Genomic DNA, 18,020 nt, shown 5'->3' with positions numbered 1-18,020 from the left:
AAAAAAAATGAGCAGCGCTCAATTACCGATAGTGATTTTCTGGAATTTTTTTGGTTGATAATATATCTTACATCGTCATCCGGGATTTCCAATAACACTGGTTATTGTATTAAATCATTCAATAACAGCAGCTAATATTGAGAACGTGGTGGAATTTTTCCTATTCTTCAGGACGAATATAAGAAAATTTTGGATTTACGTAACCGATTGCATTTTTTTATTCAATTTTATTTTATTTCCTTTGATCAACAAGCTATCAATAATGGCGGAAGACCGTGAAGTAACGATATACGACATTGCTAAATACCTGAACATCTCGGCAGCAACAGTGAGCAGGGGCTTGAAAAACAACCCCACCATCAGCAAAAAAACATGTAAGAAAATCATTGACACGGCCAACATGCTGGGTTACCAGTCCAATGCCTTTGCCAGCAACCTGAGAAGCAGACAAACCCATACCCTGGGCGTACTGATCCCCCGGCTAAACAGCCATTTTATGTCGTCGGTACTGGCAGGCATGGAGAACGCCGCCAATGCGCATGGCTACAACCTTATCATCGCACAGTCACTGGAAGATGTAGAGAAGGAAAAACGTAACGTACTTACCATGTTCAACAAAAGAGTAGACGGCCTGCTGATCTCTCTCTCCGCAGACGCCACCGGCATTGAACACCTGGAACCCTTCTTTAAAAGGAAAATACCCGTGGTATTCTTTGACCGCGTATATGCACATACCGATAGCCTGTCTGTAGGCATCGACAACCAGGCAGCTGCCTACGATATCACGACCCACCTCATCAGGCAGGGATGCAAACGCATCATGCACCTGGGAGGAAACCTGCTGCGAAATGTATACCACGATCGCTTCAAAGGATATAGAAAAGCTTTAAGGGAATACCACCTGCCCTTTAAAGAAAGCTACCACCTGGTCAGCAACGGCTCCGAACAGGCCGGCACCGCCGCTGCGCAATATATCCTGGACCTGCCCCCAGCCGAACGCCCCGACGCCGTTTTCTCCGCCAACGATACCGCCGCCGTTTTCTGTATGCTGGCATTAAAGGCCGCCGGACTCAACATCCCCGGCGATATTGCCTTCGCCGGCTTCAACAACGACCCTATCAGCAAAGTCATTGAACCCAACCTCACCACCATGAACTACTCCGGCGATCAAATCGGCCACACCGCCGCCTCCCGGCTCATCGACCACCTCAAAAGTGAAAACAACCGCTTTACCACCAGTGCCATCACACTCCGTGCCGACATGGTCATCAGGGCTTCCTCTCTCAAAAAAGGGTAATTGCAGAACGCAACCGATTGCGTAAAAATGGGTAATTTCTGGTAAATCATCTACCCGGAAAATTAACCGGACTAACGGTCACGATCGTACGAAGAAATCAGGTAAGGCATCATCTTTTCTTTCCAGTCTCCCACACCCGTATAAGCATCCAGTCTGCTGAGGAAGCTGGTAAAATCCAGCTCAAAGAGCGCCTCCGGATGGGGTTGCCCCAGCAATAACTGCAGGTGCTTCGTTCCCTTACCGTTGACATGTGTTTTATAGGGCGCCCATTCAAAATGGTCCGGATAGGTATCACGTATTAATTTAATGAGGATTAACCCGGTTCTTACAGGCCTGAACCACTCCGCATCCTGCACATGCAGCATCACACCTTTACAGGAACTTCCCTGGTAGCGCCCACTTAGAGGCACAAACTCCAGCGGCCTGGCCACGGCGTCACCAGAACTACGCTCATTCATCAGCATAGCTATTTCCCTGGCATTCATCCACGGTGCACCTGCTACCCTGAACGGCGTAGCTGTTCCCCTCCCCTCACTAACATTAGTGGCTTCCAGCAAACATAGTCCAGGGTACAGTAACGTTGATTCATAACCGTTAATGGCAGGCGAAGCAGGCACGAAAGACTGCCCCCACACAGGATAAAACATATCCCGCTTCCATCCTGTACAGGGCACTACCTGTAAGTCTGTCCCCAGCTTTCTTTCCTGGTTGAAATATAACGCCAGCTCTCCCAATGTACAGCTATGGCGCAACGGAACAGACCACCGGCCGATGAAACTGGCCGCTGTGACTTCATCCAGCAAAGGCCCTTCCGCCAGTGAAAAATCTCCTGAAATAGGATTGGGCCTGTCCAATATCACCACCTTTTTACCATAACGTGCCGCCGCTTCCAGCACATAGGTCATCGTCCAGAGGTAAGTATAAAAGCGGGTGCCAATATCAGGAAGATCTACCAGCAACACATCTATATACTGCACATCTTCTATCGCCGGCATTAATTTCTCTCCATATAAACTCACGACAGGCAAACCTGTCAGCGTATCGGTGCCATTCAGCATAAAATGGCCATCAGGGCCGGTTGTATCCAATCCGTGTTCAGGGGAAAACAGTTTAACTACGTTAAAACCCTGCCTGATAAGCTCTTCCCTGGAAGGCGTATAAAAATGCGTCACCGCAGCGTTGTTCGTCAGCAAACCGATCCGCTGCTGCTTATCTATCACAGGTGCATGTAACAACTGGTCTATCCCGTATTTAACTAAAGCCTTATTCATACGCTAATGTAGTATTATCATTGTTTTTATCCCAGGCACGCCAGCACGGTTTCTATTACCCGCTTGGTTTCGTGTATATCACGCACGGCGATGGACAAGGCGCCGGCCTGCTTTGCCGGATAATCATTACCACCAGGGTAGATCGCATCTCCCACAAAGATCATATCGGCAATGGCTATATGTAAAATATCCTGTAGCTTTCTGATCCCATAAGCCTTATCTATGCCTTGCCGGGTAACATCGATGGAAGTGGTACCGCCAATATTTACTGAAAACCCTTCGAGCGACTTATCCAGGATGGCCTGTATCTGTTTACGCTTTGCGCTGTCGGGGTCCCAGGTGCGCTTCGCTTCCAGTGGCGCCTGCTGCCCCAGTGCTGACCAGGTAATCTGGCTGCCACGGTCTTCTATCTGCTCGCCCCAGGTTTGGCCAACGGTATACCCTGTAGTAACAACAGCGGCCTGAATGGCGGCAATAATGCGCGACTTTTCTTCCCGCGTAAAATCTTCTGCATACAGCTGCTGCCAGCCCGTTTTGAGGTCCTGCATACTATAGAACCTGGTACCACTGGTAGGCAGCAGCGAAAGGTTCTTCCAGTTTTCACTCTGCGGCAGGTTTCCCAATACCTGCGTTTCAAACTGCTGCCAGTTGCCACCGGAAATAATAGCCACTCTCATAATACCCATCAGGCTATTCAACAAGGTTGCCATCTCCGCATCGATGGCGGATTTACTCTCTGCAATGGTGCCATCCAGATCAAATACGATCAGCTTTTTCATATGAGTTTTTAGTTAGATAGATATCGCGGCAAGCGTATCTACCTAAAAAAACAGCTGAAAGAAAGTTTTTGTTTGCAGGAAAACACCTTACAATCATCATTAAACGGGATATATTTTTACCTGATAGATAGACAGGTATTTCTTAAATGTTGCGCCACGTATGCCTTCCTTTAAAATCAGGTCTACCTTACATTCCAGCAGCTCCTGCAACCCCAGCCAGATACGCACCAGCCTGCGTGGCTTTTCCATTCCTTCCAGTGGCAGCAGGTCTATCCACAAATCAATATCGCTGCTGCCGGGCCGGAAACGCCCGTCTATCACCGATCCGAAGGCATACAATTCTGCAATGGCATGGGTTTCGCAGAAAGTCCGCAGTGCCGGCAAACGGTCTTGCAACTGCGCATGCATGATTATTTCCATGTTTCTTTTATTCTACTCAATAAATATCCATTCGGAATAAGATGGTCCTCCGCCAGCAGATTAGCTTTGCTGAGAATCACCGTCAACATCAGATCTCCTTCATCCGGCAGGAAGTGTCTGGCTGTTTGTTCCAGCATTTTAGGCTCCACATGAATCCATCCCGCTGTTGCTGCATTCCATACATCGGCCGTGCCGATGTGAATTTTATAGCTGGCCAGCTCTCCACGTACATACAGGTATTGTCCATCAATACTGCAACGCTCGCTGATGGCCGTCTGCGGCATCAGCAGCTGCAAAATATCTCTGCGAATAATGCCTATCGGCGATAAATCTCTCTTCGCACTGGCGTCACAGTAAGCACGTACCTTATCCATTACCGCCTCCACCGGCGTGTAGCCGTAACCGATACCCGACACTGTCACTATCATATCTAAATCCCTCATTACTTCAGAAAACGCCACCGGATTAACTTTCGCCGAACGAACCTGCTGCTTCCCCTCCCTGAACTTCACCTTTCCTGTTACCTGCAAACACCCGCCTGATGAGGAATAACTTTCAGACCACTGGTCTGATATTTCAAATTCAACAGCCAGGTCGAATGCAGGCAGTCTTATACTGGAATCCTGGTGCGAATAATCACCGCAAGACCATCCCCTTGTCTTACACAATGCATTGTACTGGTTTTCTCTGACCACATGTCCTTCGAAATGATCCGCATGTTTTTCATCACTTGCATTGGCGCGGTATACTTCCCGGAAAGCCTGCCGGAAAGGCTGCTTCACCTGGTGTTGCATACAGAATCTTCTCCAGCCTTCCACTTCAGAGGCAGGAGCCGTCACCGGATGCCATAATTTGACGACCGTGCCTTTATCACTAACCCAGCTAACTTTCTGGCCCTGACTATCTACAAAACCATCTCCCCTGAAAATAGCGCTGGTAGCCATTTTTCCATTACTGAATTCCCATATCAGGTTTTTACCCAATGCACCGGTAACAGCATGTGCGATATAATACGGCGCCCATACTTCGTATATCCATTCCCGTTTATTACGGTATATTTCTTCCAGCCTGTTTTTCTGTAAGGCATAGTGGGACTTGATTTCCTTATGTTTGAGTTTGTGAGATTTAAATTGTGCTGTCAGATTTTTCTTTACTGCCGATGGCACTTTTGCGACTATACCGCCATTTTCCATTAATACTATCTCTCCCACATCTGCCTGCATCAGATCTATACCCATGGCATAATTACCATCTTCTACTATCAGCTGATGCTGCTGATTGAAGCCCATATCCGGCACAAAACGCTCCTTGATCATTTCTGCACCGCCCTTATTATTTTTTCCGCCATATTTTGCAATGGCAGTATCGATCGCCTTTTTATAGGTTTTATGTTTGATGGCATCCCGCAGGGCTGTGAGTCGCGGCACCGCAAATTCAATGCCTTTCGCCTCATAGATATCCAGTATATCTTTATACAACTCAGGAGAAACACGCAATAGCAGATCAATGATATCAAACAGTTTTTCATCCTGCAGAATCCTGTTGGTAAAAATAGTACCACGGATAATACGGCCCCCCAATGTATAGAAATAATAATTGCCTCTTTCTATGGTTAGCGGGTTCTGGCCTCTGTACAGTGGCGCTCCCGCCAATACTGTTTTTACCCATTCGGGGTTTTGATTTAAACGGATATCGTCCATTCTGTCGCGCACCCAGTAATTCTCCAGTTTTTTGGCATTGCGCGCCAGCATCTGCGTTTTTTCGAATAACCAGTTAGTGGTAATAGCGAGATAGTTCTCCCTTCCTATTTTATCCAGCAGCACAGTCACCTGGTCATACCAGGCCTGATCAGGCTTTCTTTTTACATCATCCAAAGAAAAAAAATGGACAAACAGCTCTTCCCAATCTGCGCCCAATGGCAAAGGGAAATCATACATGGTTCTCATAGGTAATTGTTATGATCGATGGGAAGTATATTTAATTCTTTGCAAGAGATGTTCATCTGCAATCAGATCATCTTCTGCCAGGAAATTCGCTTTGCTGAGAATGACTGTCAGCATAATATCTCCTTCATCCGGCAGGAATAGCCCGGCATTTCTGCTGAAACTGGGGGCAATGTGCACACCTAAGCCTGTGGCAACGTTGGTCGCCTGGCCTGTGGCAATATGTATATTATAGTTTGCCAGCGTTCCGGTTACATGCACATACTGATCATCGATACGGAAGCGATCGGAGTAGACCATATGAGGGAGCAGCAGCTGTAGTATATCCCTTCTCACAATACCTATGGGCGACAAACTCCTTTTCGTATAGTCTTCATAGTAAGTACGTGCTTTTTCCATCACCTCAGTGACTGGCTTATTTTCATTACCTATCGACGATACACTTACAATCATATCCACATCTCTCAATACCTCTGATAATATCACTGGTGGTATATCTTCCATATTTCCGCTATAGCCTTTTCCTTCAAAATCCACCCCTCCGGTAACCTGCAGGTGGTCTCCATTTGACAAACTATCATACCAGACATCCGCAATGCACAGGTAGGCGGTCAGTTTATAGGCAGGCAATTTAATATTGGTATGTTCATGCCTGAAATCACCCGTAGACCAGCCACGCATTTTACACAACGCATTATACTGGCGTTGTTTCACTACATGCCCTTCGAAATGATCCACTGACCAGTTGTTATGGTTGTCGTTTAACCGGTATACTTCCCGGAAAGCCTGCCTGAATGGCTGTTTCAGCTTATGTTGTATGCAATAGTTCCGCCAGTCAGCAATTTCCGCTGCGGTAGCCTTTGCAGGATGCCATAGCCTTACAATCGTATCGGGCTCCTCTACCCAGTTCACTTCCTCACCAACGCTATTTACAAACGTTCCTTTACGACAGATTGCTGTAGTCGACTGGTCCCCATTCACAAATTCCCAGATCAGCTGTTTGCCCAATGCGCCTACAAAAGGATGCGTGATATAATAGGGTTCCCAATTTTCGTATAGCCATTCCCGGTTATGGCGGTAAATTTCTTCCAGTCTGTTCTTTTGTAAGGTATAATGGGCACTGATTTCCTTATGCTTTTTCTGGAAAACCTTAAAACGTTCGGTCAGCTCTTTCTTCACGGCAGCGGGCACTTTTATGGCAGGTACGCCGTTTTCCAGCAACACGATTTCCGGACCTGCCAACATCAGATCTATGCCCATGGCGTAGCTGCCATCTTTCACCAGCAGCTGGTGACGGTTGTTGAAGTCCATATCAGGTATAAAGCGCTCTTTCATCGCCTCTGCGCCGGATGTCTTGTTGGTTTTATCGCCAAATTTTGCAATGGCTGTATCCACCGCCCTGCGATAGGTTTTATGGCGGATAGCATCCCGGACGATCATCAGTCGCGGCACTGCAAATGCTGCATCGCGGTTCCTGTATATATGCAGGATATCCATGGTTACTTCCGGCGCCAGTCGCATCAGCACATCCATCATATCATATAACACCTCATTTTCCAGGATCATATTGGTATGAAGCGTGCCACGTATGATGCGGCCACCCAACGTATAAAAGTAATAATACCCGTCACGGAGGTACAAGGGGTTCTCTTTCGTATAGTAATATTCAGTTCCCAAAACAACGTCTACCCATGCAGGACGCTGGTTTTCCAGCACCTTCTCCATTCTTTGGGTCAGCGGGAAATCTTCATGTAACCGGAACCGCCAGCTCTTTTTCAGGAATTCATCCAGGCGTTTGATATTACGTTGCAGCTGTTCGCATTTTGCAATCAGCCAGTTCACCGTAACATCCAGGTATTGCTCATGCCCGATCTTATCCAGTACCACTTTTACTTTTGCGTACCATTCTTTGTCAGGGCGCTTTTTGTGGTTATCCAAAGAAAGAAAAAGGGTAAACAGGTCTTCCCAGTCTTCGCCGGCCGGCAAAGGGAAATCGTCTATCGTTCTCATAGGTAGTGGTTAGAAGAATTTAATCAGTTTGGTAAATAGTACAGTCAGGTTCTCCGTGGCCGGAATAGGTTCATCCAGGGCGTATTGCACCTGGTTTACCGCCACCGTAAAGCTATGGTCCCAATATCGCTGCATAACAAGGTGAAAATGTTCATGGAATTGCAAGGGAGCAAAAACACCTTTTACGGTTTTATTCAGCCATTGATCAACATCAGTAGGATAAACAAGCCCGGTGGGCAACAGTTTCCGGTGTTCATTCATCCAGTTGATTTCGTGCAATACCTTTTCGTATATCAGTTCCCGTACGGTAATGACGGGCAGCTTCCATTCGAGCTTCAGGGACTCTTTACCGGCTACAGCAACGGACGTATTAAAATAATGGATTTCCACAGGTACAGGATTTCCAACTAATATAAAATAAAAAAAGGAAACAGGATGGTACCTGTTTCCTTTTACTTTACTGCGATGCAGCCATTATTTATGTTGCCTGATGGCGGCAATAAATGCATCCACCACGGATTCTTCGGTTGCCCAGGAAGTAATAATCCTCACAGCGGAATGTTCCGCATCTATCGCCTCCCATTCGTAAAACTGGTATTCCTTACTCAGTTCGCTGATCAGCGTTTTTGGAAGGATAGGAAATAACTGGTTGCTGGTGGCGGGTGTCAGGAAAGTATATCCCTGCTCCTGCACGGCCTTTGCTATTTTCATGGCCAGCATATTCGCTTTCCTCGCCAGTGTAAAGTAAAGATCATCTTTAAACAGCTCCAGGAACTGAATGCCCAGCAACCTGCCTTTAGCCAGCAATGCGCCTTTTTGTTTCAGCACATAATCAAAGTCGGCTCCCAGCTGCGGATTATTGAATACAACTGCCTCGCCTATCAGGGCGCCGTTTTTCGTGCCTCCAATGTAACATACATCTGTCAGCTGCCCGATATCCGTAAGCGTCAGGTCATTGCTGTCGGCCGTAAGCGCATGCCCCATTCTGGCCCCATCCATGTATAACAACAGGTTGTTGGCCAGACAAAAATCACGGAGTTCCGTCAGTTCAGCCTTGCTGTAGATCGTTCCTATTTCGGTGGAATTGGAAATATAGACCATACGTGGCTTCACCACATGCGGACGCATACTGTACGCAGCCAAAACATCTTTCAGATCAGCCGCCTGCAACTTACCTTCTTTGGTATCGACGGTAATTACCCGATGCCCGGTAGCCTCAATGGCGCCGGTTTCATGGGAAAAGATATGCCCTGTTTTCGCACTGATCACTGCTTCATGTACTTTTAACAGGGATGAAATCACGATCAGATTGGATTGCGTACCACCTGATATAAAGAATACAGCCGCTGCAGGATTCCCGAGTTTCTGCTTCAGCATTTCCTTTGCTGCCACAGAATATTCATCTTCTCCATATCCTGATTGCTGTACCAGGTTCGTTTCCACCAATCGCTGCAGGATATTGGGATGTGCCCCCTCCGAATAATCATTTCTAAAACTATACATAGCACTGTTTTATAAGCCGTACCGACGGTATAAATTATTAATTTCTAATTACCTTCCTTCAATTGCAATATAGGTGCGTACATGTCATGATAAAGCAAACATTGCCAATGCTGCTCTTTCCCTTCTTTCTCCCATACTGTACGCAGTTCCATGGCCTTTTTCCCGTCATAATCGCTTTTATAGGCAACATGCGGGTGCAGGTAATTGGCCTGCGGTAAATCATCTGCCCCATAAAAATAAATGTCAGTAGCAGCAGTTAACCAGAACACCTGGTGAAACGGACTATGCCCGCCAACCACTTTAAAGGTTATTCCAGGTAAGATGGAGCCTTCATCATCATTCATCAATACCAGGCCAGGTAAGGCAGATACCTGCTCCAGCATGGCCCTGTTGTAGGCATAGCTCTGTTGCTGTGTCAGCGCATATTCCAGCTCCCGCTGCTGCAGGTATATCGCAGCATTCGGGAAATGCGTATATAGGTGACCGTTATCTAACCAGCCTACGCCGTTTAAATGGTCTTTATGCAGATGAGATAATAGTATTTTAGTTATCTGTGAAGGGGGAACGCCCTGCTGCGCCAGCAAAGAAAGGAGATCATGACCCGCTGCCGATTCGGCTCCCAGCCCCGTATCCAGTAAAATCAGCTCCTGGTTATGCACTACCAGGAAAGGACGGACAGCATACCTGATTTGCTGCGCCTGCGCCTCGTTCCCTGTCTCATATAATGTAAATACCTTCTGCTTGTCTACACTGTAAATGCCTTGATCTAAGGGTATTATTTTCATGCGCTTCTCTTTATTCAGCTATTATACCGGATATAACATCCACCCAATCTCCGGTATTTCAACACGAAAATTACAACTTATTATCAAATCAGCAGGAACAGGTACACTACCCGAATGTTAACTATTGCAAACTAGTGTTATTTAGCGTTAATATTACCTGCATTTACATATAATTTATATTTATAATTTTATATATAAGTAGATGATTTACATATTTTTAAATAATTTGTTAAAGTAGAATGCCTACACAGGCACTAACGCTGACCATTAAACGTTGGCACCTTATCTGCATCTATATATCCCGTAAACAGGAATTATTAAATCATTTTAAATTGACAATTATGATGAAACATTTCTTCGCAGCAGGGATATTGATGATGACAATGGTTACTGCCAAAACAAACGCACAACAACCACAACAACAGGAACCACAGCAACATCAGCCAGGTGACAGAGAAGGCTTCTTTAAGAAAATTGATAAAGATGGTGATGGCAAACTCAGCAAAGCTGAAGTAGAAGCTGCAAGCAAAGACGATAAAAGACTGGAAAAACTGAACGAAAACTTCGCTACAATCGATACCAATAAAGATGGATTCATCGACAAAGATGAGCTGAAAGCATTCAGAAAAAGTCAGCCACATCCTCATAAAGATGGTGGCACCAAATAATCTCCCTCAATAATAACGAAAGAGGCCTCTGCAAATGCAGAGGCCTCTTCTTTTTAATGGTTGGTTGGTTGGTTGGTGGTTGGTTGGTGCATTGTTTACTGCTGCAAATATTTTGCGATAAATTGCTTCATCACCTTATTATATTGATTAATTTTTTCTGTAATTACACCATGCCTGTTGCCTGGAAATAACATCATTTCGTAATTGGCATTCTCCTCATTTTCCAGCTTATTTACCAGCGACAACGTATTATTTACATGCACATTATCGTCTTTCACACCATGCATCAGCAGCAGCTTTCCTTTTAGTTTATCCGTATGCGTTAGTACAGACGTTTTCTCATACCCTTCCGGATTTTCCGCCGGTGTATCCATATACCGTTCGGTATAATGACTGTCGTACATACGCCAGTCGGTCACGCTTCCGCCAGCAATGCCATACTTAAAGTAATCTGCGCCATTGGTCATTGCATAACAAGTCATATAACCACCAAAGCTATAACCGGTGATACAAACCTTATCCGGATCTACCGCTTCATTTGCTATCAGCCATTTCAGGCATTGGATCCAGTCTTTCAGCGCCCATCCTGCCAGATCCCGGTGCATGTAGTTCTGCCCCACCTTGCCAAATTCTTCACTTCCACGGTGATCAAAGCTCGCGTGTATCATTCCATCCTCAGACAAAAATTTTGGATTTACAAACCGATCCTGGACATTGGAAGACGCCGGCCCACCATAAATAGCGATCATCAACGGGTATTTCTTTCCTGGCTTATAGTCGGCAGGGAAAAACAGATGTACCGGCAGGTCAAACTTCCCATCTTCACTCTTCACATAAATCGTACGCTGCTTACTGGCAATCGCACTATCAAAATCAGGACCTTTACTATCTCCCAGCTGACAGATAATTTTACCGGTATTACTTACCAGTGCGAGCCTGTCCGGTGTACTTGAATTACTGTATTGTGTAGTAAAATACTGATGGTCCGGAGAAAATTTCACATCATGTGTGTACGGTCCGAATGTCAGCCGCTTCAGGTGCTGCCCGCTGAAATCCACGCGATACAAGTCTTTTCGGTTCAGTCCATCTTTATTGCAGGTAAAATAAATTACTTTATTTTTTTCATCGATGTAATTAATTGTTTTTACGACGAAATTACCACTGGTGATCACATTCTTCAAGGATCCATCCGCATTATGCAAATACAAATGCCTGAATCCGGATTTATCGGAAGCCATAATAAACTGCCGGCCACCGTTTACAAATTGCAGGCGCTCTTCATCATCCAGGTTGATCCAGGTAGACTGCCTTTCTTCATACAACAGTTCCTTGCTACCGGTAGCAGCTTTCACCGCATAGAGCTGATAATGATCCTGGCCCCTGTTGAGCCACTGTACCAGCAACGACTTGCTATCCGGGCTCCAGAGCGGCGTACCAAAATACTGGTCTGTATTCTTATCAAAATCAACCCATTGGGTATGGCCACCATTGATAGCAACAACACCTATTTTCACAGCAGGATTAACATCCCCCGGCTGCGGATAACGCTGATGCTCCACATACCCGTGAAACCCGTCCCCCACATCAGTGATTGTATATTCAGGTACTTTGCTGTCGTCTGTCTGGAAGTAGGCGATAGACTTACTGTCCGGGCTCCACCAGAATGCCTGTCCTTCGTTCTGCCTGCCTAAAATTTCTTCCATATACACCCAGGAAGCCATACCGTTCATCAGCGAAGCAGTACCATCGAAGGTAAGCCTGCTTTCTTTACCAGTGGCCAGCTCCAGGGTATATAAATCATTCGCCCGTGTGAAAGCAATATAGTTGCTATCCGGCGAAAATACCGGCGTAGCTTCCGTCAGCGTATCATGGGTGAGCTGTTGTTGTTTTTTGCCTTGTTGCAGATAGATATCATTATTCAGAACGACGAGCTTCTTATCAGGCAGACTTCTTCTTCCTTTATAGGAAGAATCGATCAATTCCTTACCAGTGGCGGCATCCACTTTCACGTAGTAAGTCTTTTGCTGCTCATTGAACCTGATCAGCATAAAATGGTTATTATCTGTCCATTGCTGCACTATCGGTAACGGGCGTACGTAATTTTTACCTTTCTGCTGGGCATATGTACTGCCGGCGGTCAGCAAACCAGCCGCCAGCAGTACATGTTTTATTAATGAATGTCTCATTCAGGAATGCTTTTATTTCCAGTTGGTATTTTGAACCATGTTGGAATTGGACATCAATTCTGTATACGGAATCGGGAAGCAATAATGTTTCAGATCAAAGAAGCGGGTTTCCAGTAATACCGGTGCACCATATACTTTGGTATTTCCAGCAAGTGTAATATTTGCCCCATAGATATTTTTATATTTTGCCTGATCTGCGATATGCCAGCGACGCAGGTCCCAGAACCGCTGGTCTTCAAAAACAAACTCTATTCTTCTCTCATGACGGATACGCTGACGCATTTCATCCTGCGACAATCCGGAAGGGAGATCAGGTTGTTTCGCACGTCTACGGACAGCATTCACGGCATCATATACGGTAGCATCCGGTCCAGTGGCCTCATTCTGCGCCTCTGCATAATTCAGCAGTATTTCTGCATAACGGAGGTATTGCCAGTTCTGATCACTGCCATAGGTAGCATCGCCCAGGAAATTGAATGTCTCGTTAATTGCCTTTCTTACCAGGTAAGTAGTTTGTGACTTGAAAGAACCGGAATTAACCTGATCGAATCCATTTACATAAGTACGTAATTCTGTTCCCCTGTAGATAGATCCATCATAAGCTACCGAGGCATAAAAGCGTGCATCCCTGTTGGCGAAAGGAGTTTCAGCATTATATAATGCGGATACAGCAGGTAACTTACCATCGGTCATTTCATAATCATCTACCAGGTTCTGGGTGGGATTACTATTAGATAAACCACTCATAGAACCAATGGCCATATTCTTGTCGTAGCTATGCGCCCTTTCTTTGGCAATATTATTATGCTGCACAGAAAGAATACATTCCTGGTTATTCTTTACGGTAAAAAGCGTTTTATAATCCGGATACAGGCTATATTTTCCGAGGTCCATGACCGCTTTTGCGGCAGCTGCCGCCTCCTGGAAACGACCTGCGTACAGTAGTACCCGTGATTTCAGAGCCATAGCAACTCCTTTATTGAGGCGGCCGGCAGGACTGGTCTGGCTGGCAGGCAAAGCGCCAAGTACTGAAGTCACTGCATCCAGTTCGCCAATGATATAGTCCACCGTCTGCCTGCGTGTGCTACGTGGTATATTCAGACTGTCCTTTCCATATACCTGCGCCTTCTCTACTATCACAACACCCGGTGCATCTTCATAACCATCTACCAAACCGGAAGGTGCAGCTGCACCAGCAGCTTTGATCGGGTCATCGCCAAAGTAGTTCAGCAACTCTGTGTAGTAGTAAGCCCTGAAGAACCGTACTTCTGCCTTATATTGCTTTCTTAACAGCGAATCTCCTGCGACGTCATCTATATGCCCCAGGAAATCATTTGCCTTACGCACCTGCTGGTATAGAGAGGTATAGTATTCGTTAAAGGGAGAACTGGTCGCATTCCAGCTGGCATCCAGTGTAAGTGGCCTGATGGTATAATCATTGGCCAGGCCGTTCATACCGTCATCTGTAGCGGCAGACAACAGGTAAGTTCTGCTGTACCCACTCTGTAGTGTCGAGTAAAAATAATTTACATAGTTTCCCACCAAACCCATATCACTCCATACAATCAGCTCATTTATCTTGTCCTTCGGCCTTTTGTCCAGTATACTTTTAGTGCAGGATGCCAGGCACACCATGCAGCCTGCAACCCATCCGAGTATTATATTTCTTCTCATGATTTTGTCTTTAAGGATAAAAAATTAGAAACTAACGTTTACGCCTGCACTGAGTGTTTTCTGAGGCCCGTAAGGAGTGGTAGTCTCATTTTCCGGGTCAGTATATTTCACTTTGGAGAAGACCAGCAGGCTACCACCCTGAAGATTAAATACAACATTCTTAAATCCGGCTCTATTCAACCAAACCGGCGTTAAGGCATAAGACAGTTTAACATTACGTAAACGGAGATAATTCCCGTTTAATCCATAGAAATCAGAAAGACGGCTGTTGCTGGCCTGTATACCCAGTCTTGGCCAGCTGGCACTGGTATTTTCAGGTGTCCAGCGGTCCACCTGCCTGGTATCATAATTCACCCAGGTTTTATAACCATACACATTTGTATAATCACCGATACCCTGGAAAGTAAGGTCTAAGCTCAAAGATTTCCAGGAAGCGCCGAAGGAGAATCCATAGTTCAGCAAGGGTATACCCACATTATCTTTCACAATAACATCCTGCTGATCAATAATTCCATCTCCGTTCAGGTCTGCAAATTTTATATCACCGGGGTGCAGGGTAGAATTTTTTCTGCCGTCCTGTACTGCCCAGTTATCAATTTCTTCCTGTGTCTGGAATAGACCTAAGGCATGGTATACACGGTTGATATTTACCCCCCAGCCATTTCTCTGGTTTCCATCCCAGGAAGGCAAGCCACGCTGTTCACCAGAGTAGTCAACAATTGTTTTTGTATGGGAGATATTTGCCCGTACATAATAAGTAAAATCTTTGCTGATACGGTTTGTATGGGTCAGACTTAGTTCAAAACCACTGGTATGGTTATTACCCCTGTTGACACTTGGGGTATAGGCGCCATAGGTACCAGGTACATTGTCAGCAACAGAGATCAGTACATTGGTGTTATTTTTCCTGTATACATCAAATTCAGCACTGAGCAAGCCTTTCAGCACACTGGCATTAAACCCGAAGTTGGCAGACTTGATAGTACCCCAGGTAATGTTGGTATTTGGCGCATTCAATCCAGGATAAACAGATGGCACATAATTGCCTCCGAATATATATCCATATTTACCTGTACCGGAACTGGAACCTGTATTCTGACCAACGCTGTACGAGTACAGGTAAGCGTTATACCCGGAACCCGTTTCATCACCGGCCATACCATAGGAAGCACGCAGCTTCAGCTCATCCAGCCAGGAAGCATTGTCTTTGAGGAAGCGCTCTTCAGATATACGCCAGCTGGCGGAAACAGAGGGGAATGTGCCCCAGCGGTGCCCTTCAGGATAGTTTACAGATGCCTCTGAACGGAAACTCGCATCAATATAATATTTGCCATTGTATGAATAACTCGCACGACCTACATAACCTACCCTGCCAAACTCAGTAGCAGTACCGTTGTTGGTAGAATTTGCAGCGTCTCCTGCAAACAGCTGATCTACCCCGGGAGAAAAAATATTGATCCTTGACGCACTCAGCATAGTGGAAGACGACTCATTGGTAGTATACAACAACATACCCGAAAAGTGGTGCAATCCTATGTTTCGGTCATAGTTAAGACCAAATTCCATATTGGTAAAATTCGCCCTGTAAACACTCTCACTAAGACTCGGCTTCAGGTCTGCACCCTTGCTGTCTACCCCTGACACAGGCACATACTGTCCACTTGCATTCTGGCGGTATAATTTATATTGCCTGGTAAATGTTTTGTCTCCGTAGTTATTTCTGTCGAAAGAAGCCATCGCACGTGCACTAAGCCCTTTAATAAATGGCAGGGAGTAGTCCATACGCAGTTTCCCGTTGAAGTAATTGGCTGTTTTGCGGTAATAGCCCGAAGAGGTAGCCTGTACTGCCGGGTTCATAATACTACCGGTATAATTCGCTGCCGGCAGGCCATTGCTGAAATATACCGGCTGTAACGGAGAGGCCTGGTATACATTGGCCAGAATGGTATTGGTACCTGCAGCAATAGGATCATTCAGTTGCTCGTTAATATAGCGGATGTCCACTCCCATTGTCAGGTTTTTATTCACTCTGGCATCAAGGTTGGAGATAAGCGTATAGCGTTTGAACCCATCATTGGATACCAGTGAGCCCTGGTTGTTATAACCACCGGCCACATAATATTTCATCATTTCATTACCACCGGACATATTCAGGTTGTAACTCTGACTCCTGGCCCAATTCAGCAATACCGCCCTGGCCCAGTCGGTATTGGCATATTTGTCGGGGTTCAGTCCGCGTTTAATCGTATCAAGTGTAGCATCAGAATAAATGCTTCCTTTTCCTGAGTTAAGGGAAGACTCGTTTTCCAGCAACGCCTGTTGATAGCTATCCACAAACTTAGGTTGCTGTGTTGGCTGCGACCAGGAAGAACTGGCATTGAAATTAAAGACGGTCTGCCCTTTTTTTCCTCTTTTGGTAGTAACGAGAATCACACCATTACCACCTCTGGATCCATAAATAGCAGTAGCTGCGGCGTCTTTAAGTACCGTTACCGTTTCAATATCAGCGGGGTCCAGGTCATTGATATTAGCCTGTCCTGCAAATCCGCCGGAATTGCCGGGATCATTGAGTGGTATACCATCTATTACAACAAGCGCAGCATTCGATAAGGAGGAACCACGCACCAGCAGCCAGGAAACATCTCGTCCGGGAGAACCACCGGATTGTTTACCAAACAAGCCAGGAACAGTGCCTATCAATGCATTGCTCAACATATGTGTAGGCATCTGCGTGATAGTTTTGTTATCTACGGTGCTTACCGCATTGGTAATAGCTTCTTTACGCTTGGTGCCATACCCTACTTCCACCACTTTCACCTCATCAAGGGTCCTGGTATTCCGGTTGAGGTATACGCCCATATACGTTCCGGTTACTTTTACCACCCTGGCGCTGTAACCTACAAAGCTTACCTGCAGGGAAGCATTGGTTACATTTTCATGTAGCCTGAAGGAAAACTGGCCGTTATTATCCGTCAATGCACCTGCACCACCCGGCATCACTCTTATAGTGACGCCCGGCAACATTTCCCTGCTTACAGAATCATATACCACACCTCTGATCTCACAGACGGATACGATTTTTGCATCTTCCGGCTGCCCATCCATATTGGGTTGGGCCGACGGCAATGCGGGTGTCCTGGCGGCTCCTGCCGGGCGCCTGATGATCATATAATTATTATCGCTTACATATACAAACAACAGGTCCGCAGGATATAATACCCGCTTCATCAGTTCTTCCAACGGAAGTTTTGTATTATCATCTATTACAATGTCCGTCTGTCGGCCTTTTAATAACGCCGGCTCAAACACAAACTGTGTCTTGTAACGTTTTGTAATCTGGTCAAGGGCATAGGTAACAGGCGTCTGCTTGCGGTTTCTTTCCGACTGGGCATAGGCCCCCAGCGTCAGGATGCTGCAAAGCAATAGCAGCCAAAATTTCAGTGAAATTTTTTGCATAAGAATTTGTTGGTTAGTTGTCCGATCC

Annotated in this window: 13 protein-coding genes; 2 read left to right on the top strand and 11 right to left on the bottom strand. The window is 45.9% G+C overall.

Annotated features, from left to right (window positions below; all coding sequences use genetic code 11):
* Positions 1–262 precede the first annotated feature (262 nt).
* The gene (locus F3J22_RS13395) at positions 263–1,297 is read left to right on the top strand and encodes a LacI family DNA-binding transcriptional regulator (protein ID WP_167017932.1); all 1,035 of its coding nucleotides are present in this window, start codon (positions 263–265) and stop codon (positions 1,295–1,297) included.
* 71 nt (positions 1,298–1,368) lie between these two features.
* On the opposite strand, the gene F3J22_RS13390 is transcribed toward F3J22_RS13395, so the two are convergent.
* The 8 genes from F3J22_RS13390 to F3J22_RS13355 all read right to left on the bottom strand — a co-directional run bounded on the left by F3J22_RS13390 (position 1,369) and on the right by F3J22_RS13355 (position 10,008).
* Entirely contained in the window at positions 1,369–2,568 is a 1,200-nt protein-coding gene (locus F3J22_RS13390; protein WP_167017930.1) for an exo-beta-N-acetylmuramidase NamZ domain-containing protein, read from the bottom strand.
* A 26-nt stretch (positions 2,569–2,594) separates the two neighbouring features.
* Positions 2,595–3,347, bottom strand: coding sequence for an HAD-IIB family hydrolase (locus tag F3J22_RS13385; protein ID WP_167017928.1), 753 nt, complete (start codon positions 3,345–3,347; stop codon positions 2,595–2,597).
* Between the two features lie 99 nt (positions 3,348–3,446).
* A complete protein-coding gene (locus F3J22_RS13380; RefSeq protein WP_167017926.1) occupies positions 3,447–3,767 on the bottom strand; it encodes a nucleotidyltransferase family protein in 321 nt (106 codons plus the stop codon).
* A complete protein-coding gene (locus F3J22_RS13375; RefSeq protein ID WP_167017924.1) occupies positions 3,758–5,713 on the bottom strand; it encodes a DUF4132 domain-containing protein in 1,956 nt (651 codons plus the stop codon). The genes F3J22_RS13380 and F3J22_RS13375 overlap by 10 nt, the downstream gene beginning before the upstream one ends.
* A 9-nt stretch (positions 5,714–5,722) precedes the next feature.
* Positions 5,723–7,720, bottom strand: coding sequence for a DUF4132 domain-containing protein (locus tag F3J22_RS13370; protein WP_167017922.1), 1,998 nt, complete (start codon positions 7,718–7,720; stop codon positions 5,723–5,725).
* Positions 7,721–7,729: 9 nt separating this feature from the next.
* On the bottom strand, positions 7,730–8,110 hold the full coding sequence (locus tag F3J22_RS13365; RefSeq protein WP_167017920.1) for a hypothetical protein: 381 nt from the start codon (positions 8,108–8,110) through the stop codon (positions 7,730–7,732).
* 84 nt (positions 8,111–8,194) lie between these two features.
* The gene (locus tag F3J22_RS13360; RefSeq protein WP_167017918.1) at positions 8,195–9,223 is read right to left on the bottom strand and encodes a low specificity L-threonine aldolase; all 1,029 of its coding nucleotides are present in this window, start codon (positions 9,221–9,223) and stop codon (positions 8,195–8,197) included.
* A 44-nt stretch (positions 9,224–9,267) separates the two neighbouring features.
* Positions 9,268–10,008, bottom strand: a complete 741-nt coding sequence (locus F3J22_RS13355; RefSeq protein WP_167017916.1) for an MBL fold metallo-hydrolase — start codon at positions 10,006–10,008, stop codon at positions 9,268–9,270.
* 341 nt (positions 10,009–10,349) lie between these two features.
* Here F3J22_RS13355 and F3J22_RS13350 point away from each other — a divergent pair, with 341 nt between their 5' ends.
* On the top strand, positions 10,350–10,676 hold the full coding sequence (locus F3J22_RS13350; RefSeq protein ID WP_205195201.1) for an EF-hand domain-containing protein: 327 nt from the start codon (positions 10,350–10,352) through the stop codon (positions 10,674–10,676).
* Between the two features lie 95 nt (positions 10,677–10,771).
* Here F3J22_RS13350 and F3J22_RS13345 read toward each other — a convergent pair whose 3' ends face one another.
* From F3J22_RS13345 to F3J22_RS13335, 3 genes are read right to left on the bottom strand one after another with little or no spacing between them, the layout of a single operon-like run.
* The gene (locus tag F3J22_RS13345; protein WP_167017912.1) at positions 10,772–12,862 is read right to left on the bottom strand and encodes a S9 family peptidase; all 2,091 of its coding nucleotides are present in this window, start codon (positions 12,860–12,862) and stop codon (positions 10,772–10,774) included.
* A gap of 12 nt (positions 12,863–12,874) precedes the next feature.
* Positions 12,875–14,536, bottom strand: coding sequence for a RagB/SusD family nutrient uptake outer membrane protein (locus F3J22_RS13340; protein WP_167017910.1), 1,662 nt, complete (start codon positions 14,534–14,536; stop codon positions 12,875–12,877).
* Positions 14,537–14,560: 24 nt separating this feature from the next.
* Positions 14,561–17,992, bottom strand: coding sequence for a TonB-dependent receptor (locus F3J22_RS13335; RefSeq protein WP_167017908.1), 3,432 nt, complete (start codon positions 17,990–17,992; stop codon positions 14,561–14,563).
* Positions 17,993–18,020: the final 28 nt, after the last annotated feature.

Source organism: Chitinophaga sp. Cy-1792, assembly GCF_011752935.1.
Lineage (GTDB): Bacteria > Bacteroidota > Bacteroidia > Chitinophagales > Chitinophagaceae > Chitinophaga.
This window is presented reverse-complemented; position numbering and strand designations above follow the sequence as displayed.